At 42.5% G+C, this 21,460-nt stretch carries 19 protein-coding genes and 1 other RNA gene; 5 read left to right on the forward strand and 15 right to left on the reverse strand.

What is annotated here, in order from left to right; all coding sequences use genetic code 11:
- Positions 1-55: 55 nt before the first annotated feature.
- The 14 genes from dapD to RWX26_RS10080 all read right to left on the reverse strand — a co-directional run bounded on the left by dapD (position 56) and on the right by RWX26_RS10080 (position 13,688).
- Complete coding sequence (gene dapD, locus RWX26_RS10015; protein ID WP_314581397.1) at positions 56-754, reverse strand: 2,3,4,5-tetrahydropyridine-2,6-dicarboxylate N-acetyltransferase; 699 nt, start codon at positions 752-754, stop codon at positions 56-58.
- Positions 755-1,105: 351 nt separating this feature from the next.
- On the reverse strand, positions 1,106-2,119 hold the full coding sequence (locus RWX26_RS10020; protein WP_009660258.1) for a hypothetical protein: 1,014 nt from the start codon (positions 2,117-2,119) through the stop codon (positions 1,106-1,108).
- 30 nt (positions 2,120-2,149) lie between these two features.
- Positions 2,150-3,085 carry a hypothetical protein gene (locus RWX26_RS10025; protein WP_314581400.1) on the reverse strand — a complete coding sequence of 312 codons (936 nt, stop codon included), beginning with the start codon at positions 3,083-3,085 and terminating at the stop codon, positions 2,150-2,152.
- A gap of 79 nt (positions 3,086-3,164) precedes the next feature.
- Positions 3,165-4,022: a hypothetical protein gene (locus tag RWX26_RS10030; protein WP_125434012.1), complete on the reverse strand. Its 858-nt coding sequence runs from the start codon at positions 4,020-4,022 to the stop codon at positions 3,165-3,167.
- A gap of 322 nt (positions 4,023-4,344) precedes the next feature.
- Positions 4,345-4,725, reverse strand: a complete 381-nt coding sequence (locus RWX26_RS10035; RefSeq protein ID WP_002893979.1) for a PTS glucitol/sorbitol transporter subunit IIA — start codon at positions 4,723-4,725, stop codon at positions 4,345-4,347.
- A 98-nt stretch (positions 4,726-4,823) separates the two neighbouring features.
- Positions 4,824-5,804, reverse strand: a complete 981-nt coding sequence (locus RWX26_RS10040; RefSeq protein ID WP_032913995.1) for a PTS glucitol/sorbitol transporter subunit IIB — start codon at positions 5,802-5,804, stop codon at positions 4,824-4,826.
- 16 nt (positions 5,805-5,820) lie between these two features.
- A complete protein-coding gene (locus RWX26_RS10045; protein WP_002893982.1) occupies positions 5,821-6,363 on the reverse strand; it encodes a PTS glucitol/sorbitol transporter subunit IIC in 543 nt (180 codons plus the stop codon).
- Positions 6,360-6,857: a transcriptional regulator GutM gene (locus RWX26_RS10050; RefSeq protein ID WP_002893984.1), complete on the reverse strand. Its 498-nt coding sequence runs from the start codon at positions 6,855-6,857 to the stop codon at positions 6,360-6,362. Before RWX26_RS10050 ends, RWX26_RS10045 begins: the two co-directional genes overlap by 4 nt.
- Positions 6,857-8,683: a PTS sugar transporter subunit IIA gene (locus RWX26_RS10055; protein WP_314581439.1), complete on the reverse strand. Its 1,827-nt coding sequence runs from the start codon at positions 8,681-8,683 to the stop codon at positions 6,857-6,859. Before RWX26_RS10055 ends, RWX26_RS10050 begins: the two co-directional genes overlap by 1 nt.
- Before the next feature lie 62 nt (positions 8,684-8,745).
- Positions 8,746-9,546 carry an SDR family oxidoreductase gene (locus RWX26_RS10060; RefSeq protein ID WP_002893988.1) on the reverse strand — a complete coding sequence of 267 codons (801 nt, stop codon included), beginning with the start codon at positions 9,544-9,546 and terminating at the stop codon, positions 8,746-8,748.
- 184 nt (positions 9,547-9,730) lie between these two features.
- A complete protein-coding gene (locus RWX26_RS10065; protein WP_314581408.1) occupies positions 9,731-11,080 on the reverse strand; it encodes a glucose-6-phosphate isomerase in 1,350 nt (449 codons plus the stop codon).
- Positions 11,081-11,568: 488 nt separating this feature from the next.
- Positions 11,569-11,666: signal recognition particle sRNA small type (ffs, locus tag RWX26_RS10070), an RNA gene on the reverse strand.
- Between the two features lie 12 nt (positions 11,667-11,678).
- Positions 11,679-12,149 carry a tRNA adenosine(34) deaminase TadA gene (gene tadA / locus RWX26_RS10075; RefSeq protein WP_002893991.1) on the reverse strand — a complete coding sequence of 157 codons (471 nt, stop codon included), beginning with the start codon at positions 12,147-12,149 and terminating at the stop codon, positions 11,679-11,681.
- Positions 12,150-12,395: 246 nt separating this feature from the next.
- Complete coding sequence (locus RWX26_RS10080; RefSeq protein ID WP_002928215.1) at positions 12,396-13,688, reverse strand: adenylosuccinate synthase; 1,293 nt, start codon at positions 13,686-13,688, stop codon at positions 12,396-12,398.
- A gap of 297 nt (positions 13,689-13,985) precedes the next feature.
- Here RWX26_RS10080 and gshAB point away from each other — a divergent pair, with 297 nt between their 5' ends.
- The 3 genes from gshAB to RWX26_RS10095 all read left to right on the forward strand — a co-directional run bounded on the left by gshAB (position 13,986) and on the right by RWX26_RS10095 (position 18,600).
- Entirely contained in the window at positions 13,986-16,238 is a 2,253-nt protein-coding gene (gene gshAB, locus RWX26_RS10085) for a bifunctional glutamate--cysteine ligase GshA/glutathione synthetase GshB (protein WP_314581414.1), read from the forward strand.
- A gap of 235 nt (positions 16,239-16,473) precedes the next feature.
- The gene (locus RWX26_RS10090) at positions 16,474-17,319 is read left to right on the forward strand and encodes a hypothetical protein (RefSeq protein WP_314581417.1); all 846 of its coding nucleotides are present in this window, start codon (positions 16,474-16,476) and stop codon (positions 17,317-17,319) included.
- Positions 17,320-17,343: 24 nt separating this feature from the next.
- On the forward strand, positions 17,344-18,600 hold the full coding sequence (locus tag RWX26_RS10095; RefSeq protein WP_002907849.1) for a toxic anion resistance protein: 1,257 nt from the start codon (positions 17,344-17,346) through the stop codon (positions 18,598-18,600).
- A gap of 76 nt (positions 18,601-18,676) precedes the next feature.
- On the opposite strand, the gene RWX26_RS10100 is transcribed toward RWX26_RS10095, so the two are convergent.
- On the reverse strand, positions 18,677-19,495 hold the full coding sequence (locus RWX26_RS10100; protein ID WP_314581420.1) for an ADP-ribosylglycohydrolase family protein: 819 nt from the start codon (positions 19,493-19,495) through the stop codon (positions 18,677-18,679).
- A gap of 118 nt (positions 19,496-19,613) precedes the next feature.
- Here RWX26_RS10100 and hslO point away from each other — a divergent pair, with 118 nt between their 5' ends.
- Positions 19,614-20,486, forward strand: coding sequence for an Hsp33 family molecular chaperone HslO (hslO, locus tag RWX26_RS10105; RefSeq protein ID WP_032906204.1), 873 nt, complete (start codon positions 19,614-19,616; stop codon positions 20,484-20,486).
- Positions 20,473-21,450, forward strand: coding sequence for a tRNA dihydrouridine synthase DusB (gene dusB, locus RWX26_RS10110; RefSeq protein ID WP_002928230.1), 978 nt, complete (start codon positions 20,473-20,475; stop codon positions 21,448-21,450). Before hslO ends, dusB begins: the two co-directional genes overlap by 14 nt.
- Positions 21,451-21,460: the final 10 nt, after the last annotated feature.

Here is a 21,460-nt window from a genome sequence, read left to right on the forward strand (position 1 = left end):
GTCAGACCCGTCAAAGTGTTGGGCCGCACCCAATCAATTCATCTTTATGCTATTTTTAAAGAGTACGCAGGGCATCTTCAAGAGCTGTCTTCTGCTGGGTCTTTTCGTCAATGGTCTTGATGACTCGTGCCGGAACGCCAGCAACCACTACGTTTTCCGGAACATCCTGGGTCACAATCGCACCAGCCGCAACAACGGAACCACTGCCAATTTGTACACCTTCAATCACAACCGCATTGGCACCAATCAGCACGTTATCGCCAACCCGAACTGGCTCAGCACTAGCCGGCTCAATGACTCCCGCCAGAACCGCACCAGCACCGACATGACTGTTATTACCAACAATTGCTCGACCACCCAGAATGGCCCCCATATCAATCATGGTCCCAGCACCAATCTCCGCACCGATATTGATAACCGCCCCCATCATGATGACAGCATTGTCGCCAATTTCAACTTGGTCGCGAATAATAGCGCCCGGCTCAATGCGGGCATTGATGTCACGCTTATCCAAAAGCGGCACCGCTGAATTGCGGGCATCCTGCTCTACGACATAAGTCTTATTTTCCTCTAAGTTCGCTAGAAGTGGCTTGATTTCTTCCCAGTCTCCAAAAAGAACATTGCCTAGCTTCACAACAGACCAAGGGATTGATCCGTGCAATTCTCCATCAAAGGTTACCTTGACAGGAGTTTTTTTCTTGGAATCAGCGATAAATTTGATAATTTCTTGAGCGTTCATTTTAGTAGCAGACATGATTTTCCCTCGATTCGTGAATGGTTTAGCCTTTTAGTTTGCTTTTTATCCTCAATACACAATAATTTTAAGAACAATTGAAGCAAACCAAGAAGCTTGATTAGACAATATTATAACACAAAAAAAGGGATTGCAAAACTCCTATAAGATTCTCTACTTGGGACACGGATTATAAAAAAAGGCACGAACTCTCGTCCGTGCCCAACAAAGCAATTCCAAACTATATTCCAACGATATTATTTAATTCTTTCGTTCAAAATGTTCCCACTGTTGGCATCAATGGTCATTTTGATCTTTTGCGTACCGTTCAGAGCTTCCAGCTTATGAGACAAGAACTCCTATTCATTTATTCTATTTAGAAAGATTACTCAATAGATACTGTCCGTTTTCCTGACGGATAAAAGTCAAAGTTATCTCCTTATTTGAAGAGGTTTCATAGTTTACAAGCATCTTCGGCTCTGATTCACCATCCCCATAAACTGAGATATGTTGATATTCTGGGTATTCCTTGATTACTTCTTTAAAGGAAGAACCGCCCTCGCCTGTTTCCGCATCACCCGTCTTTAAGCTCTCTGTAATCTGGCCAGATACCTTTTTATCATAGTCGTCACTACCGGGCATAATACTCATACCCTGAAGATGGTAGCTGCCATCCTCGTGTTTCATAAAGGTCAGAGTGGTATAACTAGAGTCAGGTAACCAAGACAATGAGAGCCCTTCTTCTTGAAACGTCACACTGCTGGCCAAGCCAAAATCTTTGACTACTTGTTCAGGGGTCAATCCTTCATCATCCGCACTAACAATGCTCAGCTTTTCAAGGTCTTTCACTTCCCACTCATATACATCCTCTTTTGACGGAGCCACAAAAGAAGCAACATCGCTTTGATGTCCCTTTCGAGACAGACTTGGCACACTTCCCCCACCCATAAAATCATTTAGGAAATAGCCGCCAAGACCCCCTAGCAATAGTCCTGCTGCCAGACCTATTCCTAAAAATCCTATCAGCTTGCCCGTACTATTTTTCTTTGGCTCTGGACTTGGCTGGGCAGCGAAGTTTGCAGCTTGCTGTGGTCCGGCAAAGTTCTGACCAGCTGGATTAAATCCCTGAGGAATTGCTTCTTGAAAAGCGGGATTTCCCCAATTATCCTGCTGAGGCATCTGTTGCTGAGGAGCATCAAAAATGGGTTGCTGAACGCCAAAATCTTGATTAGGATTCGGCATTTCAGGACTGCCCCCTTCTACTGGGAGAGGCTGCCCCTCTGTTGAGTTAGCTACAAATTGTCCTGAGTCTGATGACTGGACTTGCTGCGGGTACGGAGCCAATCCTTCTAAAGATTGTTCCTGCGGTTTATTTTGTTCTGACATCGTTTCTCCTTTTATTATTTGAGTTCTGTTTTATTTATTGGCAGTAGTGGACAAAAGATAGTTTCCGTCCTCCTGCTGAACGAAGAACAACCTATAAGTACCATCATTAGGAGCGTCATAAGCCGCCTCCATAATGGTTTGACTAGTATCCTCACTAAAATCTTCATCTACACGAATAGAGATACTCCTCGGACTGCCATATTCCTTAAAAACTTCCTTATAGGAAATGCCATCCTTACCAGTCTTTGCATCGCCTTTTTTCAATTTTTCAAAGTAATCAGCCGCCATCGCTTCGTCCTCAGCATTATGTTTGCTTCCCTCAAAGCGAATATTATAGATATGAAGGCTATTCAGATAGAAACCATCTTTTTTCTTCTCAAAATCCAGAGAAGCAGTTTGATCTGTATAATAAACTGGCCAATCCTCCTCATCATCAGAATCTTGAAGCGTTCCCCACTCTAAATCAAGGCTGTCACGAGAGATCTCCTCTTTTAAAGCCTTGCCATATTTATCAAGAATATCTTCCACAGAAGTACCATTCGTATCTGTCTGAATAGTATTGAACCGTAACTCTGACAAACTATCAATATCCCACTTGAATTCAGTAGTATCTGGGTCAATGTACTGATCTGATTGATCTCTCTTTGATGCTCCGGCATCAGCCAAAGGATGCAGCACAGGATATTCCCCTTTGATGACATCCGCCACTCCTATACCATAGCCCCAGATTCCCCCTCCGATTAGTCCAAGACCAAGAGAGAGCAAGGCTCCGCCTATCAGGATTCCTTTCCAAGATTTATTCTTGGCCAAAGGTGGGGTTGGTTCCTGCGGACTTGAAACATGGCCTTGCTGAGGTTGAAAATGATGCGGGAATCCCTCTTGCGACTGAGCATTCTTTGAAGGCTCAAAAGAATGCTGTGTTTGCTGTTCTGTCAATCTTCTTTCCTCTTTCTTGTTTATTTCCAATAGTCTTATCAGTTCTCTTTTAATAACGAAATGCTTTGAAAGCAGTCAGTCACAAAAGATAAACTAAATAACTAAAAACTTACATTTCCTCTGACTTTATATATAAGAAATTTCCATCTGGCTGGCCTACAAACAATAGGTATTCATAACCATCTTCTGTTTTATAAGTCACCTCAGCAATCAGACGGTTGGAGATAATCTTATTATCTACGTCACGTTCGGTTGTGATGACAATTTCTGACGGAACAGGATGCTTCTTCAGGACCTCTGATAAAGCTGTTCCTCCTTCACCCGTTTCCTTGTCTCCTTCTTTCAAACGTTCAAGGTCTTTGGGAGATAATACGCTCCAATCTGTCGTTTCCTTCCCTTTTCTATATTCTTTAAAAGAATCTCCAACTACCACTTGCCTCAGATAGTAGTTCTGGTCAACTTTATCAAATTGAAAAGAAATATTTTGCTCCTTGTCCCTAACAGAAGGGCCCCATCTGAGTAACAGACGATTGCGATCATATTCTGCTGAACTAGCCAAGCCATAAGTTTCAATGATTTGATCAGCCGTCAGACCTAATCCCTCATCATTTGTATAGCTCAACCGTCCCAAGTCTTCCAATGTCCAATTAAACTGAACCGACTGCCCGTCTGTAGTAAAGCTGTCACTCTTGTCTTTGGCTTCTTCCTGAGCCTTACTCAGACGCTTAATCCTTTGTATATCCTTATTTGTCTGCGCCTGCTTGCCGATAAAATAAGCTGAACCGCTGCCAATCAAAAGACCAATTATGAGAGCAAAAATTGAAAGTCCTATGACTTTTCCGATATTGCCCTTCTTATCAGGCAATCCTTGCGGCTGAATCTGCTGGAAATTCCCTTGCATTGGCTGGCTAGGTTGATTTTCTTGCCAAGCCCCTTGCACTTGACCTTGTCCATCTTTATCTGACATGGTTTTCTCCTTATAAATTTTATTGATTTGTCATATTGCGAAAACATTGAAAAATAATGACAAATTTTACAATATTATAACATAAATTATTCTTCCACTCAAAAAGGGAGTGGGAAAGAACTTCAAACAAGTTAAAAAGTTCGTCTTCCCACCCCCGCACAGTTGATCAGGCAATCTTTGGGGCTTAAAAAGCGAAGGAAGATGCCAATCAACCACTGCGTCATCTATTTTTTCTAATTTAGACCCAAAAGCCTGGACTTTTGCCCAGGCTCTGAATCAAGTTTTTAGACTCTTATTTTTCTAGTATTCTTATTTAGATATTTTATCCTAATTGAGCTACTTCAAAAATCTGAATGGTAGAGCCTTTTTCAATTACTACTGCTTGGTCTGCTGCGACATGGAGTGTACCAGGAAGGCTCCCCTCTTTTGAACCATCAAAAGAAATCGTGATATGGCCCAGTCCAGTTAAATTTTTTTCTACTACATTTCCCACGGAACTAATCGAATATTCCTGATTATCTACCACCAGCTTGCCGCCTTCTAGTATTGAACCTAGCAGATTTTTGTTATCAATCTTAAAACAATACTCTGCTAAATCTTCCGGTGCTTCTTCTCCAAATAAAATGAGCATATTGGCATCTTGAATCATATTCTGAGCTTCAGGCCCCACTTGAATTACTTTAGCTTCAAAAATTTTCTTCATCTAATTCCTATTTATCCTTTCTCTAATTTGTCTTAAACTTATGCTTATAGATAAGTTTAACATAATAGTTGCTCTGTTTACGTGCATCTATCAAAGGTCTATTGATAAAGACCAATACTAGCTATCCAAGCTACTAGCACCCGCGGAACACCATTGAGAAAGCGTGAATAAAGCACAGAAGGGACACCAACCTCAACTGTTTCAGACTTGGCTTCAGATAGACCGAGTGCTACAGGAATGAAATCACAACCGTTTTGAGTGTTGATAGCAAATATAGCTGGCAGAGCCATTTGGGGCGGAATATTCCCTTTTCCGATTTCGACTCCAATTAAGGTTCCGATAATCTGACTGATAACAGCTCCGGGGCCTAACAAAGGAGATAGGAATGGCAAGGAACAGATAAAGCCAATCAAAATGAGTCCCCAGATGTTCCCCGCTAGGGGAACCATTAATTTTGCCAGCCAATTTCCAACACCTGAACCTTGAATAACCCCAATCAGCAAGGAAACAAAGGCCATGAAAGGAATGATTGTGTTGAGCATTGTTTGGATGGCTTCACGAGCAGCCTGGTTGAAAGTCGCAACGACCTTCCCAGCGCCCATCCCAATTCTTGCTACAATACTTGTTTCAGCTTTTTGCTCTGTAATTTTTTTACTAGTATCATAAGTTGGCTTTTCTGTTACCACAGTTGTCGCTTTTTCGTTTTCATTAGCAGCAGAAATTTGATTAAGGCCAACTGCTGACACATAGATTTCCTCGGTGATATATTGTGCTAGAGGGCCACTTTTCCCTGTAGCGACAATATTGATTGTAGGGATCCCCTTTTTAGGATAAATACCGCAGCGAAGAGTACCGCCGCAATCCACGATTGCTAAAGCAATTTCCTCATCAGGGATAGAAGTTTTAAATCCGTTAACAGCTTCCATACCAGTCAAATCAGCAATTTTATCTACAATATCTGGCTTTTCTCCGCCGCCAGTGATATAGATAAATTTATGCTTAGCCTCACTAGGTGTAATGACCAAAGGTCCTCCGAAACCGCCATTTCCTTTAACAACTTTTATACTCTTATATGACATAATTTCACTCTTTCTATCAATCAAATGTTTTACTCAAGGTAACACCTTGCTGTTTTGCAACATAGGCAGTCGTAAAATCTGTTACCCATCCACCAACAAAGTTCATGATAATTCCTACAAGCATGTAACGGATTGCCAAGTCCATCTGACTCAAACCTAAAGTTTGAATTCCTGTCGCAATTCCCATCCATACAAACAATTCCCCAGGATTGATATGTGGGAATACACCATTTGAAGTATGGCAGAACTGCATCTGAGCTGCTACAAAACTAGGTTTATAATATTCTGGCAAGAAGCGTCCCATACTGATCGCCATCGGATTCCCCAGCATAAAGGCTGAAATGAAAGGTAAAATCATATACCGGCTAACAGGATTTTTGGCAGAAATCTTAGCCAAGGAATTGACCTTTTCTTCTCCCAAGAAAGCGATAAGGGTATTCATTGCAATCAATAGCATTAAGACAAGCGGTACAATATTTGTCATCCAGCTAATAAAGGTTTCTCCACCTAATTGGAAGAGTTTCATAAAACTCTCTGCAAATTTTGTAATGTGATTCATAAGGAACTCCTTTTCTTATTTTTTTTAAATAACTGTTTAATAGATAATTGTAAGTAATTCGCATAAAAGCCGAATCCCAGAAAAGAATCAGATGAACTTGTCTCTTTCTCAATACCTGCCTCATGCCAAAGATAGACTTTTCTAGCATCTTCTATGGCTGATTGCATCAACTTATTTTCTTTTCTCACAAGAGGATTATACTTGTCAAAATAATGGATGTCTTCTCCAACATAATCGTCCATATTTTGAAAACGCGCTAAGATTGTGACTCCTTGCATTTTGCTAGCTTTAAGAACCCGACCGTTTTCATCAACCGCGAACATGACAATCGTACCGGATTTTATTCTTCCGGACTTCCTGCCAATCGCTACGCGCCCCAGTTTTCGGAGCATCGTATAGGTCTTATTGAAGTCTTTTAGTTGCTGCCAGCCGAGGAACATTTGAAATATATAAGCTGCCATGACAAATACAGCGAAAATTATTAGCGAATTCATTAAAATACTCCTTTGCTCTTAGAAAATGATAGAAACTCAGTCTCTGTTTCTACAGCCCTCAATGCTTCTTTTAAAGAAGGCTCTCCTGCAATTCTAAAAATATCATCATACAATTCCAGTAATTCACTTTCCATTTTTGTTTCAATTTCTGAGGGAATAGCGACTAGAAAGATAAATTCAATCCATTCATCTCCTTTTTTATAAGGTTCTTCAAGCTTTCCAAACATTAAAATAGTCTTTGCATAACCCTGGTTAATTGTATGGGGGAAGGCAATTCCTCCACCAAAAATGGTTGATTGCTTTTTCTCCCTATCAATTATCCGTTCTCTAAAACCTTCATCAATCATCTGAAGTTTCCCTAACTCTGCAACCATATTTAGCAAGTATTGCTGATAGGTTTTTTGGGGGCTTAATCGAAGAAATCGTAAGCTGACTGTTTCTAGATTTTTTTGATGAAAAGCATTGGCTCTCTGCCATTCTTCCTGCAGCCATTGATCATCAAAAAGATGATTAACTTGAATGACTGGAGATTTAGAATCTTTATATTTTAGAGGAACTGTCGTAAAAATCGCGAAATAGTCCTGATTCAAATCCACATTAAAATCCTCTTCAGAATACTGAGTAATGTCTACATCATTTCCAAGGATTCGTCTGAGTTGCTGAATAATCATCGCAGCTGTTCCTCTTCCTGTTGTGCAAACTACAGCTATCTGCTTGCGAGAACCCTTAACAGCAGAATTTTGCTTTCTTAAAATCATTTCAAAATACAAAGCCAGATATCCGATTTCGGATAATTCTAATTCAGAACCAAAAATTGCAGATAGTTCTTCTCCAGCTATTTTTGCCATTTCAAAAGCAAAAGGATATTGAGTTTGAACCTCGCCATGAAATATATCATTAGCTTGCACATGGAAAATCAGTCGATTGATTAAGGGGCCTAGATGAGACTTGATTTCTTCAAATAATTCTTCATCATCAAAGTGAACCAACATTGTTTCTTTGACTTTCTTGACAATCCCTTGAAAAATCTTTGCAAGCTGTTCAGATTGATAAGATGTCTTGCTTAAAGTGTCAATAAAACGGACATTAAACGGAAAACACAAAAAGTCTATCTCAAACTGACTGAGGGAAATCTTATAAGTCATTTCAATATGATAGATTAATTTCTCAGCTAAAGGTGTCTCTGTTAAATCATTCCTATAGTAAGGAATAGGACAATTCAACACTCTAGATGTATGAATACGCTCCACCATAATTGAAATGGTCTTTCGAAGGAGTTCCTGTGTTTCTTTAGGGATTTTATAGTCCTGAACTAGCGTCTCCAGAAAATAAGATGTTGCCTCAGTGAGTGTCCTTCCTTCAAAGTAAGGAGCCACTTGGTGAATATAGAGCAAGCGCAAATTCAGCTCGCTCCCCAAGACCTCCAGCCCACGGTTGGGCTTTCCTGAAATAGTGATAGAGTAACTCTCTGCCAAAGATTTTACTTGTTTTAAATCCTTATTAAGGGTACTTCTACTAACACCTACTTCCTCAGCCAAGTCGTCAATAAGAAGAGGGGAGGTTGACTCAATTAAACGTTTTAGCAAATAGGCAATTCTTTTACTGGAAGAATTGAAGTCACTCTCCTGTTTTAAACTACCAGATAAAATCCTTTCCAACTCTGTATAGTCATACACTTCTAACATTAACTGATCATCTTGTACGATAATCTGGATATTAGGAGCCAAAACATCATTTAATTGTTGGATACTCTTTTGCAAGGTTTGCAAGCTAATATCCAGTTCTGAGCGCATATCTAACAAGGAATAAGTTGGCTGCGAGACCATTTTATCTAAAATATTATACCACCGATTTACTAAGGTCAACTCTCTTCCCTACCTTCATTGTTTTAACCGCGAGTTTTACCTCCGGCAATATTTGTAGTGACACCTGTTATATAGCTAGAACGGTCTGAAATATAGAACGCTACAAGATCAGCTACTTCCCGTAGTTTCCCACTCCGTCCCAATGGAGTCGTTGAAGTTGAAGCATAACCAGCTCGAATATCTTCTACAGTCTTTCCTCGTGTATATGCCAGTGCTTCTTCATAAGAAAGAGTTCGAAGACCCGTAGCTTCCATAATTCCTGGAGCAATTCCAACCACACGTACACCATGTTTACCAAGCTCTTTCGCCCATGAACGAGTGTAACTATAGACTGCCGCTTTCGTTGCAGCATAGGCACTTTGTCCTTCAGAACCTTCCAAGCCTGCTTCTGAAGCCATGTTCACAATTACACCTTTCCCATTTTTCACTAAAATACGTCCTACTGCCTGACTAACCAAATACAAACCTTTTTGGTTAATCATTGTTACTTTTTCGAACGTCTCATCGTCCAACTCGTAAGGACCTTTAGGATTTTCTGCATCGATTAATAATCTAGGGACATTAATCCCTGCATTGTTGACTACCGCATCAATATTGCCAAATCTTTCAACTATTTTAGCGACTCCTGCTTCTACTTCAGAGCGAGAAGTTACATCAACTTTTACAAATAATAGATTCGGGTGACGCAAATCGTTGTCGCTAAGGTCAAAATTCGCTACATTGACACCTAATTCCAGCAATTCTTCAACGATTGCCTTACCAATCCCAGATGACGCACCCGTCACAAGAACTGTTTTGCCTTTTATGTCTAACCAATCATTCATTTTGATACCTCTCAAATTTTATTTACAAGGCAATTATACAGCGCTTTCATAAAAGAATTAAGACACTCTTTTTTTCACTGTTCAAAAAAATAATAAACTAATTAAGAGGCTTGTACTAAAAAATCCACAAGAAATGAACTTGTGGATCTTTTTATATTCTAAATGAACTCAGAGCATATGAGAATCAAAGGCGTGCATTCAACTCAGCACCCAGCTCTTCAAAGCCTGGTTTCCCAAGAAGAGCAAACATGTTTTTCTTATAAGCCTCAACTCCTGGCTGGTCAAATGGATTGATACCATTCAGGTAGCCAGAAAGAGCAATAGCTAACTCAAAGAAGTAAATAGTATAGCCCAAAGTGAACTCATCTTGCTCAGGCAGGGTCACAAACATATTTGGCACTCCGCCGTCTGTGTGAGCTAACAGCACTCCATCTGTTGCTTTCTTATTGACAAAGTCAACATCTTTTCCTTGCAGATAGCCAAGGCCATCCAAGTCTTCTGCTAATTCAGGAATCAACACATTTTTGCGAGGCTTATCTACACGAATAACTGTTTCAAAGAGGATACGAGTTCCTTCTTGAATAAATTGCCCCAAAGAGTGCAGGTCTGTTGAGAAGTTGGCTGAAGTTGGGTAGATACCTTTTTGGTCTTTACCTTCTGACTCACCAGCCAATTGCTTCCACCATTCTGAGAAGTATTGCAAAGATGGTTCGTAGTTAGCTAGAACTTCTGTCAGATAACCTTTACGGTACAAGATATTGCGTACAACTGCATATTGATATGCTTCATTTTCAGCCAACTTATCAGAAGCATAAGCCTTGCGAGCAGCATTTGCTCCTTCCATCAACTTGCTGATATCAGCCCCTGCAGCTGCGATTGGCAAGAGTCCCACTGCTGTCAATACTGTAAAACGACCACCTACACTATCAGGCACTACAAAAGTATCCCAGCCATTAGCATCTGCTTCAACCTTAACTGCACCTTTAGCGCGGTCTGTAGTTGCATAAATCCGTTTATTTGCTTCTTCCTGACCATACTTCTTAACCAAGAGTTCCTTGAAGACACGGAAAGCAATAGCAGGCTCTGTTGTTGTTCCTGACTTAGAAATAACATTGACAGAGAAATCTTTGTCTGATACATAGTCTACCAAATCAGCCAAATAGCTTGAAGAGATAGAGTTTCCAGCATAGAGGATCTGAGGTGCCTTGCGTTCTTCTTTGCTTTGTAGATTTACAAATGAATTATTCAAGAAATCAATAGCTGCACGAGCTCCTAAATAGGAACCACCAATACCGATTACGATCAATACCTCACTATCAGATTGGATTTTAGCAGCAGCCTTTTGAATACGAGCAAATTCATCTTTGTCATATTCTTCAGGCAAGTTCAACCAGCCAGTCATTTCTGCCCCAGGACCTGTACCATTTCGCAGAGCAGAATCTGCTGCAGTCACTTGAGGCTGCATATAATCTAGTTCATGTGGTGCTACAAATTTATCTAATACCTTTGAGTAGTCAAATTTAATATGTGTCATGTTTATCCTCCAATTGTTCTTTTCTTTTATGATAACGCTTTAGGAAAAAATAAGCAAGTGCTTTTACTATTTTAAAACGTTTACATTTTTTATTCTATACTATTTTTCTAAATAAGCTAATCCTAGGACATAACTGAAAGCAATCGTTTGCGTAAGTCAACAAATTTTAGCCATATATTGAGAAGAATATTTTTGATTGACAAAGAGCCCAATATTCTATTTAAGATTGGATGTCAGCTGAATTCATTTCAGGTCCGTTCGAACTTGATTTACTGCTCCAATATCCATCTGCGCCTTTCAGGCTTGATTCATTTAATTTCGGAACCTAGTTCTCGCTTCGCTCAAACTGCGTCAATGTACCTATACCCATCTAACTTCTTCGGAGTTGATTCGTTAAGAATCTTTATAAGGTTTACAGATTTTTCCCTTATAGGAAAAACTGCATCCATTGCTCTAAGATTCATCTGCGCCTTTCAGGCTTGATTCATTAAGAGCAATAGAAAAGAGCACACAGCTTACTTCGCTTAGGGCTGCTGGATTCCTCCCCTGACCCGCTTCACGCAAAACTGTTGCTCCATGAATAGTATATCACATTTTTTTACTTTTGGCGACGATTTCTAAAAAAATCTTGCATGATTTGAGCACAGTCTTCTTGGAGGACACCTGTCTCCACTTCTACACGGTGGTTAAGTCGCTCATCTGTCAAAATATCATAAAGGCTGCCAGCTGCTCCAAACTTTTGATTTGCTGCTCCATAGACAACGTGAGGAATGCGCGCTAGACCGATCGCTCCGCTACACATGACACAGGGCTCAATGGTCACAAAAAGCGTTGTATCCAGCAAGCGCCAGCTATTTTCATGCCGATTCGCCTCTTCAATAGCCATAATTTCCGCATGCATAACAGCCCGCTGCAGCTCCTCACGTGCATTGTGACCGCGTCCGATAATCTTACCTTCTTTGACCAAGACACAGCCGATGGGAATTTCATCATGAGCCAGAGCAATCTCCGCTTCCTTCAAAGCTTCCCGCATAAAATCTTCTTTTTCTTCAATCGTATAGTTCATCATATTCTTTCTTAAACTTTCGTTCTCTATTCCATTATATCATAAGCTAATCAGTCGTCTTAGAAAAAAGAAAGCCACCACTAGGGTGACTTTCAGGAGATTATTATGAAAAAAGTTTAGGATTTTTAAACAAAGTTAGGAGGTCTTTGTTTATGCTGTTAGTATAAAATATATATCTTAAATGAATCTTAAGATGGAATTTTCTTACAAAAAAAGCACAAGAAGCAATTTCCTTGTGCTGACTTTTCTTTATAAATTAGACCAGACGCTTTCCAAGATATTGGTCTGCTCGCGGCCAGGACCAACTGAGAAGGTTGAAATGCGAACACCAACCAACTCACTCACTCGGCGAACATAGTTGCGGGCATTTTCTGGCAATTCTTCCAGACTGCGGACACCGGTGATGTCCTCTGACCAGCCTGGCAGCTCTTCGTAAATCGGCTTGCAGCGCTTGAGCTGTTCCAGACTAGCTGGGTAATGGTCAATTCGCTGCCCATCCAAGTCATAGGCTACACAGATTTTCACTGTATCCAGACCGCTCAAAACATCGATGGAGTTAAGCGAAAGATTGGTAATCCCTGATACACGGCGGCTATGGCGCATGACAACAGAGTCAAACCAGCCTACCCGACGCGGACGACCGGTGGTGGTGCCATATTCGTGGCCGATATCACGAATGCGGTCACCAACTTCATCGAAAAGCTCTGTCGGGAATGGTCCATCTCCGACCCGACTGGTGTAGGCCTTGCAGACACCGACTACCTTGTCAATTTTGCTCGGACCAACACCGGAACCGATGGTGACTCCCCCTGCAACTGGATTAGAAGAAGTTACAAATGGATAAGTCCCTTGGTCAATATCCAGCATAACCCCTTGAGCCCCTTCAAAGAGCACTCGCTTGCCTTGATCCAGCGCATCGTTTAGGATAACAGAAGTGTCAGTCACATACTGCTTGATTTGCTGTCCATATTCATAGTATTCTTCAAAAATATCATCAAAGTTGATTGCTGTACTATCGTACAATTTTTCAAAGAGGCGGTTTTTCTCAGCTAGATTCCGCTCCAATCGCTCTCTGAAAATATCTTTATCCAAAAGGTCAGCGATGCGGATACCGACACGAGCAGCCTTGTCCATATAGGCAGGGCCTATTCCCTTGATTGTTGTTCCGATTTTATTGTCACCTTTCGCTTCTTCCTGCAGACGATCCAGCTCGATATGGTAAGGCAGGATGACATGCGCTCGATCAGAGATGCGAAGGTTATCCGTCGTCACACCCTCTTCATGCAGGTAGTTCAATTCTTTGACCAGAGATTTAGGATTGACCACCATTCCATTTCCAATGACAGAGATTTTTTCTGGGAAGAAAATCCCTGACGGAATCAGGTGCAGCTTGTACTTCTTGCCGTCAATCACGATAGTGTGTCCGGCATTGTCACCACCCTGATAGCGGGCAATCACTTCGGCATTGGCTGAAAGGAAGTCTGTAATCTTCCCTTTTCCTTCATCTCCCCACTGGGTTCCTACAACAACTACTGATGTCATAATTTTGTCTGAGCTGAAGCAGCTCTTCCTTTCTTGAAAAGCAGGCAGGAATCTCACCTGCGATTATGTTTTATACCTCATTATATGAAAAATTTAACAATTTTTCAAGATGGGACCCATTCTTGATTTGCTTTTTCCCTTTTGAAAACGAATTAAATTTTCACAAAATCTGTATTTTCTGAAATTTAGCGGTTTATTAAAAATAAAAGTTCGGAATTTTTGTAAAATCGTAGCGGAAATTTGTTTTCTTTTTCCGTTTGTAATAGACTAAAATTACTACCATAGGACGGTGAAACGATGACGATTAATCAATTACTGCAGAAACTGGATACAGCAAGCCCTATTCTTCAAGCGACCTTTGGGCTGGAGAGGGAAAATCTGCGAGTGACAGCTGACGGGCACCTAGCTCAAACTGCCCATCCGAGTCAGCTTGGTTCCCGCAATTTCCACCCGACCATCCAAACAGACTTCAGCGAGCAACAACTGGAACTAATTACACCTATTTCTCACTCGACTAAGGAAGCACGGCGCTTACTGGGAGCTATTAGCGATGTGGCTGGCCGCTCGATTGACCAGAGTGAACGCCTCTGGCCCCTGTCCATGCCACCGCAGCTGACAGAAGAAGAGATTGCCATCGCCCATCTGGAAAACGACTATGAACGCCACTACCGAGAGGGCTTAGCGAAAAAATATAGCAAAAAACTACAGGCCATCTCTGGCATCCACTGCAACATGGAGCTAGGAAAAGATCTGGTCACTGCTCTCTTTCAAGCCAGCTCCCACCATTCACTCAAGGACTTTAAAAATGACCTCTATCTCAAGCTAGCTCGAAACTTTCTCCGTTTCCGCTGGATTTTAACCTATCTATACGGTGCTGCCCCTCTAGCAGAAGCTGGCTTCTATAGTCAGGACATTTCCCAGCCTATCCGCTCTTTTCGTAACAGCGACTATGGCTATGTCAATGACGAGAATATTCAGGTGTCCTACGCTTCTTTGGAGCAATATGTAACTGATATTGAAAACTACGTTCAGTCTGGCGAGCTCAGCGCTGAAAAAGAATTTTACTCAGCCGTTCGCTTCCGTGGACAGAAGCACAATCGCGCCTATCTGGAGCAAGGGATCACTTATCTGGAATTCCGCTGCTTCGATCTCAATCCTTTTGACCATTTAGGCATTAGCCAAGAGACCTTAGATACCGTCCATCTCTTTTTACTGAGCCTGCTCTGGTTAGATGATGTAGAAAATGTGGATACGGCATTAAAAACTGCCCACGACTTGAACCAAAAGATTGCTTGTAGCCACCCGCTGACTGCCCTGCCAGATGAGGCAGATAGCTCAGCCCTGCTCCAAGCCATGGAAGACCTCATCCAGCATTTTGAACTGCCGACATACTACCAAAGCTTGCTTGAGCAGCTTAAGGAGGCACTTCTGAATCCTCAGCTAACCCTATCTGGCCAGCTCCTGCCTCATATTCAGCAAGATTCCTTAATAGCTTTTGGACTAGACAAAGCGGAGGAGTATCACCGCTACGCTTGGACTGCTCCTTATGCCCTCAAAGGCTATGAAAATATGGAATTATCCACTCAGATGCTGCTCTTCGATGCTATTCAGAAGGGGCTGAATGTCGACATCTTAGATGAAAACGATCAATTTCTCAAGCTTTGGCATGGTCACCATGTTGAATATGTCAAGAACGGCAATATGACCTCTAAGGATAACTATGTCATCCCTTTGGCAATGGCCAATAAAACAGTCACCAAAAAGATTTTGGCTGCAGCTGACTTTCCTGTTCCCACTGGAGCAGAGTTTTCTTCTCTTGAAGAAGGACTGGCCTACTACCCTTTGATTAAGGACCGACAAATTGTCGTCAAACCCAAGTCAACCAACTTCGGACTGGGCATCTCTATCTTCCAAGAACCGGCTAGTCTGGAAACTTATCGCAAGGCTTTAGAGATCGCTTTTTCAGAAGACGCTGCCGTCTTGGTGGAGGAATTTATCGCTGGAACGGAATACCGCTTCTTTGTCTTAGACGGTCAATGTGAGGCAGTCCTCTTGCGAGTAGCAGCCAATGTCGTCGGAGACAGTCAACATACCGTGAGAGAATTGGTTGCCATCAAAAATGACAATCCGCTGCGGGGTCGAGATCATCGCTCACCGCTTGAAATCATTCAACTAGGGGACATTGAACTGCTCATGCTGGACCAGCAAGGCTATGGACCAGATGATATTCTACCTGATGGAGTCAAGGTTGACTTGCGGCGCAATTCCAACATTTCTACTGGCGGAGACTCGATCGATGTCACGGACAGCATGCACCCATCTTATAAGGAACTTGCTGCTGACATGGCAAAAGCTATGGGAGCTTGGGCTTGTGGCGTTGACCTTATCATCCCTGACAGCTCTGCTATTTCCACAGAGGAAAATCCCAACTGTACCTGCATCGAGCTCAACTTCAATCCCTCTATGTATATGCACACCTATTGTGCTGAGGGGTCGGGACAAAGCATTACTCCGAAAATACTAGCTAAACTTTTCCCAGAAATGGACTGATAAAACACGAATCGCAGGGTATTCCTTGCGATTTTTGTTTGAATACTTGAGAGAAACGAAGAAGCTTTCGTTCTAGAAACAACGCTTGCTTTATTGAGAGGAAGCAAATGCCTTCCTGAATTAAGCAAATATAAAAAATGGTCTCAATATATAAAATCATTTCAATCTTTATCCTTCAAAAACCAGCTTTTATGTTAAAATAGAGATATCACATTGAGAAGAAAGAGAAACGTCCATGTCAAGGAGAAATGATGATTCCAACCAGCAACCAGAATGGTTTAGCTGGATTTGGATACTGGTATTTGTATTTGGTTCTGGAGCTGTAGCCAGCTATCTAATTCCCATAGCTATTCTGGGGGCTATTGGTTACGGAATCTATCGCCACCAAAGCCAGAAAAAAGTTCGGATTGAAGCAAAGCAAGCCAGCATTGGCCGTATTGAAGATTTAAAATCAGAGATTGGTCATGCTGACCGTCGCATTAAAGAATTGGAAGGCTACCAAGAAGATGGGGACCAAGAAAGCTATCAGAATTTAGCTCTAGAAATTCTTCCCCAGCTAACCTATATCAAAAATGCTGCTAACGACCTACACGGAGAAATTCCTACTTCAGTCTACCAGCGAATCCAGACCAAAATTCGTACTGTCACCGATGAAATCGATGAACAACTGAAAAAGATTGAACGAGAGAAAAAACGAAAAGAAGCGCAGCCTAAGAAAACTAGTCTAGAAGAGCTAGCCCCAGAATTGGTCGCTACGGTTCGCAATATTCAGATTGACCATGAGGCCATTCTTCAAAAAATCTCTCAATCCGAAAGCAACAACAAGGAAGAGCTGACTGCTATTCATCAGTCCCAGATGGAGCACTACGAAGATATTTTAGAAGGCTACCTCAAAATCAAAGCTTCTCCCAAAGATTTTTACAATGCAGAGGAGCGGCTGACCAAGGCCAAAGCAGCTATCGAGCAGTTTGACCTGGACTTAGATGAAGCCTTACGCCAATTAAATGAAGCTGATTTGAGGGACTTTGACATTAGCCTGCGCATCTTAGACAAAGAAAAGCAAACAGACACTGGTCTTTAAGCTATATAAACCAAAGGAGAAACTATGAGCCAAGAATTTAATTTTGACATTGATAAAATTGCTAACAATGCCATCAGTAAAAGCGACAAAACAACAGAAATCATCGAAGCCAATACAACTCAAGAAAATGGCCAGCTAACTTTTCTGGAAAAACTGACTCCTGAGCAACAGAGTGCTATTACGGCTAAAGCTCCGCAGCTGGTGGATAATTTCGTATCGGACCAAAATGCCTTGCTGGACTTTGGCCAGTCTGCTGTAGAAGAGGTCAACGGTACTGTCAATCGTATCTTAGCTGAACAGAAAAAATTACAGATTCCCCAGGTAGATGAGCTCTTAAAAAACACCAACAAGGAACTCAATGGCTTTGTAGCAAAATACAAGGATGCTCAAGTAGCAGAACTGGACAAGAAGCCTAATTTCCTGGAAAAGCTCTTCAAACAGAGCAAAAACACTCTTCAAGAATTCTATTTTGACTCACAAAATATTGAGCAGAAAATGGACGGCATGGCTGCAACAGTCGTCAAACAAGAAGATGTTCTGGCTCGCAATATTGTTTCTGCTGAAATGCTGATTGAGGACAATACCAAATCAATTGAAAACCTAGTCGGAGTTATTTCCTTTATCGAAGCTGCTCAGCAAGAATCTGGCAATCGAGCGCTCAAGCTGCAGGCTGAAGTTGCTCAGCTAGATATGACAACCGTTGACTACCAAGTCAAATCGCAAGAATTAGCTCGTATGACAGAGGTGGTCAATACCCTAGAGCAGCAACACACTGAATATGTCAGCCGTCTCTATGTGGCTTGGGCTACAACGCCTCAAATGCGTAATCTGGTCAAGGTTTCCTCTGATATGCGCCAAAAACTTGGAATGCTCCGCCGCAATACCATTCCAACTATGAAGCTGTCTATCGCCCAGTTAGGCATTCTCCAGCAATCCATGAAGTCTGGTCAGGTAGCTGACGCCATCTCTAATGCGAATAACGCTGCCCTGCAAATGCTCGCCGAAACGAGCAAGGAAGTCATTCCTCAGCTGGAGCGGATTTCCCAAAGTCCTACTATCGCTGTTGAGTCTGTCACTAAGCTGGCAGAAAGCCTCGTCGCACAAAACCAAGGCATTATCGAAGCTATTGATAAAGGGCGGGAAAAACGCGCTCTGCTAGAAGCCACTGTTATCCAGTCTGCAGAGACCATCAACAACTCTGTCAAACTGCGTGATCAAAAGATTATCCAAGCCCTGTTGGACCAAGGCAAGGAAGCCCAGAAGGAATTAACTACAGAATAAGTAAAAGAGCCTAGGTGGCTCTTTTACTGTTTTACTTTTTAAATGATCAATACAGTCCTGTCTTCCGATTATCCCTTTAAAACAAGCAGCTTTCCAGCAGTTCTTTATTACGCAGCTGGGCTAGCCAGTTGTCAGGAATCCCTTCCAAACCATAGATGATACCAGCCAGGCCGCCAGCAACTGCTGCTACTGTATCAGTGTCATCGCCCAAATTAACAGCTTTCAGGACGGTTTCCGCATAAGAAGTGCTAGTCAGCAGACACCACAGTGCTGCTTCCAAGGTATCCACCACATAGCCACTAGAGCGAATGTCATCTTCGGTCAGCTCTGCTAAAGTTTGCAACCGAGCATAGGTCTTGCTAGTCTCTAAGCCTGATAGTATTTCCGATAGTTGCTCACCCTTTAAGAGCCTACGAGCAATATCCACATAAAGCTGGCAGGCCTCTACGGAAGTCGCATGGGCATGTGTAATACTGGAAACAGCCTCAATATCAGATGGACCAGCTGCCGTAAAGGCTAGGGGCAGAATGCGCATCAAAGAACCATTTCCATTGGAATATTCATCAGATAAACCGTGTCCCCTTGTCAATGCTTCGCGAGTCGCATTTCCTACATCGAAAGTCAAACCATCTGGTGTGTAAACTCCCTCGAAGAGCCAATTTTTAAACCGCTGCTGCATATCGGCAGGGTCAATCTTACCTTTTTCCCTGATAGAATCACAGGTCGCCAAAACGAGGCTAGTATCATCTGACCAAGTACCAGCTGGTTGCTGATGGCTGCCATAGCCTGTCATACCAACCGCTTCAAAACTGCCCCGAATTAAAAATTCATACGGAACACCTAGAGCATCTGCCACCGCCAAACCATAGACTGCCGCTTTCAAAGATTGGTTCATGCTAGCCTCCTCTGCTTTTTGTTTTATTATACTATTTTTGGTCTTAAAATTCTCCCTAACCCCAAAAAACAAGCGCAGTCGCGCGCTTGTTTTTCTATTTTGTGTTAAAATAAAAGGTATGGACAAAATTATCAAAACTATCTCAGAAAATGGTTCTTTCCGAGCTTATGTGCTGGATAGCACAGAGGCGGTTCGGACCGCTCAAGAAAAACATCAAACTCAAGCAAGCTCTACCGTTGCACTTGGCCGCACACTGATTGCCAGTCAAATTTTAGCTGCAAATGAAAAAGGCCAGACCAAGATTACCGTCAAGGTCCTTGGGACCAGCTCACTAGGCGCGATTATCACAGTGGCAGATACCGAGGGCAATGTCAAAGGCTATGTGCAAAATCCCGGTGTAGATATCAAAAAGACTGCCACCGGTGAGGTTCTAGTTGGTCCTTTTGTCGGCCAAGGAGAATTCCTCGTCATCACAGACTATGGTACTGGCAATCCTTACAACTCCATGACTCCTCTCATCTCTGGAGAAATCGGCGAAGACCTAGCCTTCTACCTGACCGAAAGCCAGCAAACACCTTCCGCAGTTGGTCTCAATGTCCTCTTGGATGAGAATGATAAAGTCAAGGTTGCCGGTGGTTTCTTGGTCCAAGTTCTGCCTGGTGCCAAGGAAACCGAAATTGCCCGCTTTGAGAAGCGAATCCAAGAAATGCCTGCTATTTCCAAGCTGTTAGAATCCGATGACCACATCGAAGCTCTGCTGGCTGCCATCTATGGTGATGAGCCTTACAAACGCCTATCTGAAGAGGAAATCCGCTTCCAGTGCGACTGTAGCAAAGAGCGCTTCATGAATGCCTTGGCTACTCTGCCAAAGGCTGACTTAGAAGAGATGCGTGACCAAGACCAAGGAGCTGAAATCGTCTGCCAATTCTGCCAGACAGCCTATCACTTTGACCAAAACGACCTGGAGGAACTGATTCGTGACAAATCTTAATACCCCTTTTATGATTGGGAATGTTGAAATTCCCAACCGCACAGTTCTGGCGCCTATGGCCGGCGTAACCAACTCTGCTTTCCGAACCATTGCCAAAGAGTTAGGAGCAGGCTTGGTCGTCATGGAAATGGTCTCTGACAAGGGCATCCAGTATAACAACGAAAAAACCCTCCACATGCTCCATATTGATGAGGGAGAAAATCCCGTTTCTATCCAGCTTTTCGGTAGCGACGAGGACAGTTTGGCGCGCGCAGCGGAATTTATCCAAGAAAACACCAAAACGGATATTGTCGATATCAATATGGGCTGCCCGGTCAATAAAATTGTCAAAAACGAAGCTGGGGCTAAATGGCTCAAGGACCCTGAGAAAATCTATAAAATCATCAACAAGGTCCAATCCGTTCTGGATATTCCCCTGACAGTCAAGATGCGGACTGGCTGGTCTGACAGCTCACTGGCTGTAGAAAACGCTCTGGCTGCTGAAGCAGCTGGCGTCTCTGCCCTGGCTATGCACGGCCGCACCCGTGAGCAAATGTATACTGGTCATGCTGACCTTGAGACCCTGCACGATGTAGCCCAAGCTCTGACTAAGATTCCTTTCATCGCTAACGGTGATATCCGTAGCGTCCAAGACGCAAAACATCGGATTGAAGAAGTCGGAGCAGATGCCGTCATGGTAGGACGGGCTGCTATGGGAAATCCCTACCTCTTTAATCAAATCAACCACTACTTTGAAACCGGCGAAATTCTTCCAGACCTCAGCTTCGAGGACAAGATGAAAATCGCTCACGATCACCTTTCTCGCTTGGTAAATCTCAAAGGAGAATATGTAGCCATCCGCGAATTCCGGGGCCTAGCTCCGCATTATCTACGCGGTACTGCCGGAGCAGCCAAGCTCCGCGGTGCTATTTCGCAAGCTGAAAGTCTGGCTGAAATCGAAGAACTCCTGCAAATTCCAAAATAAAAACGAAAGG

The organism is uncultured Streptococcus sp. (assembly GCF_963536705.1).
In the GTDB taxonomy this organism is placed as follows: domain Bacteria; phylum Bacillota; class Bacilli; order Lactobacillales; family Streptococcaceae; genus Streptococcus.

What these genes read in the sequence shown, in the direction of transcription:
- RWX26_RS10100 (WP_314581420.1), bottom strand. Translation starts at nt 19,495, where the DNA reads ATGAACCAATCTTTGAAAGCGGCAGTCTATGGTTTGGCGGTGGCAGAT.
- RWX26_RS10045 (WP_002893982.1), bottom strand. Translation starts at nt 6,363, where the DNA reads ATGAATCACATTACAAAATTTGCAGAGAGTTTTATGAAACTCTTCCAA.
- dapD (WP_314581397.1), bottom strand. Translation starts at nt 754, where the DNA reads ATGTCTGCTACTAAAATGAACGCTCAAGAAATTATCAAATTTATCGCT.
- RWX26_RS10040 (WP_032913995.1), bottom strand. Translation starts at nt 5,804, where the DNA reads ATGTCATATAAGAGTATAAAAGTTGTTAAAGGAAATGGCGGTTTCGGA.
- hslO (WP_032906204.1), top strand. Translation starts at nt 19,614, where the DNA reads ATGGACAAAATTATCAAAACTATCTCAGAAAATGGTTCTTTCCGAGCT.
- RWX26_RS10050 (WP_002893984.1), bottom strand. Translation starts at nt 6,857, where the DNA reads ATGAATTCGCTAATAATTTTCGCTGTATTTGTCATGGCAGCTTATATA.
- RWX26_RS10095 (WP_002907849.1), top strand. Translation starts at nt 17,344, where the DNA reads ATGAGCCAAGAATTTAATTTTGACATTGATAAAATTGCTAACAATGCC.
- gshAB (WP_314581414.1), top strand. Translation starts at nt 13,986, where the DNA reads ATGACGATTAATCAATTACTGCAGAAACTGGATACAGCAAGCCCTATT.
- RWX26_RS10035 (WP_002893979.1), bottom strand. Translation starts at nt 4,725, where the DNA reads ATGAAGAAAATTTTTGAAGCTAAAGTAATTCAAGTGGGGCCTGAAGCT.
- RWX26_RS10065 (WP_314581408.1), bottom strand. Translation starts at nt 11,080, where the DNA reads ATGACACATATTAAATTTGACTACTCAAAGGTATTAGATAAATTTGTA.
- RWX26_RS10090 (WP_314581417.1), top strand. Translation starts at nt 16,474, where the DNA reads ATGTCAAGGAGAAATGATGATTCCAACCAGCAACCAGAATGGTTTAGC.
- RWX26_RS10080 (WP_002928215.1), bottom strand. Translation starts at nt 13,688, where the DNA reads ATGACATCAGTAGTTGTTGTAGGAACCCAGTGGGGAGATGAAGGAAAA.
- RWX26_RS10055 (WP_314581439.1), bottom strand. Translation starts at nt 8,683, where the DNA reads ATGGTCTCGCAGCCAACTTATTCCTTGTTAGATATGCGCTCAGAACTG.
- RWX26_RS10020 (WP_009660258.1), bottom strand. Translation starts at nt 2,119, where the DNA reads ATGTCAGAACAAAATAAACCGCAGGAACAATCTTTAGAAGGATTGGCT.
- RWX26_RS10060 (WP_002893988.1), bottom strand. Translation starts at nt 9,546, where the DNA reads ATGAATGATTGGTTAGACATAAAAGGCAAAACAGTTCTTGTGACGGGT.
- RWX26_RS10030 (WP_125434012.1), bottom strand. Translation starts at nt 4,022, where the DNA reads ATGTCAGATAAAGATGGACAAGGTCAAGTGCAAGGGGCTTGGCAAGAA.
- tadA (WP_002893991.1), bottom strand. Translation starts at nt 12,149, where the DNA reads ATGATGAACTATACGATTGAAGAAAAAGAAGATTTTATGCGGGAAGCT.